The sequence below is a fragment of the Martelella sp. genome (genome assembly GCF_984369615.1).
This window is the reverse complement of sequence record NZ_CFHTCS010000546.1, coordinates 1-1377: the sequence shown is the minus strand read 5'-3', so window position 1 is coordinate 1377 and position 1377 is coordinate 1. Positions and strand designations below refer to the sequence as shown.

Here is a 1377-nt window from a genome sequence, read left to right as displayed (position 1 = left end):
TATTAAAAGCGCCATTATTATAAATGGCGATTCCGCGGCACGCGCCAATACACTCCGTGACCTTATTGCTGCATCTGTTTACGCACCAGATGCAGACTTCTACGGCTTCGCGCCTGATACAAAACAAGAATATGCCTACAATGCCGAGCTCTCACCTCATACAATCCTGTTCGATCCGAATAAAATTGGACAAGCCCAGCTCATGAGTGCCATCCGCGGCTTCCTTATCGGTCGAACCTATGCTGCACAGGTTGCTACCCACTGAGGAAAATTCTGATCTGCGCTAATCCCGATCTCAATCTGATAGACGGATCTTCGATTTGGACGCTGGTGCTAACGCTCGCATTGTTGAAGGTCGGCAATACACAGGTCGACCTAACCGCTCGAACATCTCCTTCGAGTATGGCCCTTTACAAGGAAATAATTGATCTTGAGAATGTTAGGGTGATAGGCCCTGAACACTATGAAGATATATTCGGGATAACGAAGAGGCGCCTCAATTGGCAAGAGATGGCGCAAATTGCAAAACACTACAATGGCGTAACAAAGTACGATGCGATATTCATTCGCGGAAAAGAAATTGCGTTTCAATTATTGGATTCTGAAATACTCTCTCGTTCTTATGTATACCTAACCGATATCGAACATGACTACAACGACATGAGCCATGACGATAGAACACGGCTTCGTGAGATATCAAGTACATGCCATAGGGTCCTATGCCAGAGCGACGGATTTGTTGAACTTTGGCAGAAGATAGACCCATATATTGACCTCGACAAACTCACACTTTTCCCACCCGTAGCCCCGGATGTACATCATGAGTGCCTTGACTTAGTTCACAGGCCGCTCGAGGCCGTCTACGCTGGCAAGTACACGCCGGAGTGGATGACTTATGAAATGGTCAAGCTGTGGTCTCGCGTGCGCGCTCAAGTGCCGTCAGCGCAACTGGTTATGATTGGCGACAAAATCCATGACGCTCCCGACAACCACCTATTCAAGAGCTCAATGGAGGATGCGCTTTCGAGAACTGAAGGCGTTCATTGGCTTAAGGGGCAACCACGCTCTAGTGTATTTTCCCAACTTAAAAGCAGTCGAGTCGGATTATCTTGGCGCTCAGCCGCGTTAGACGATATTATCGAGTATTCTACGAAGATACTTGAATATGGCTCCTATAGAACACCTGCGATATTGAACAAGAATGCTATTCATGTTTCCCTTCTTGGGAGTGATTACCCACTGTTCGCAAATTCTGAGGAAGAGTTCGTTTCTTCTGCCGTCAAAGCGCTGACCGATCCCGTTGCATCACAAGTAGCCGCTGATCGGCTTTCCCAGGTAGCGCATGAACACAGTTTCTCCAGACGCGTTAAGCTTCTT

The 1377-nt window shown here is 47.6% G+C and carries 2 protein-coding genes; both read left to right on the top strand.

Going from position 1 to position 1377, the window contains the following annotated elements; genetic code table 11:
- Nucleotides 1-265, top strand: a 265-nt coding sequence (locus AC5DC2_RS23525) for a hypothetical protein (protein ID WP_491700239.1), incomplete at its 5' end; no start/stop codon positions are given.
- A 137-nt stretch (nt 266-402) separates the two neighbouring features.
- The coding region (locus AC5DC2_RS23520; protein ID WP_491700238.1) for a hypothetical protein at nt 403-1377 on the top strand (975 nt) is incomplete at its 3' end.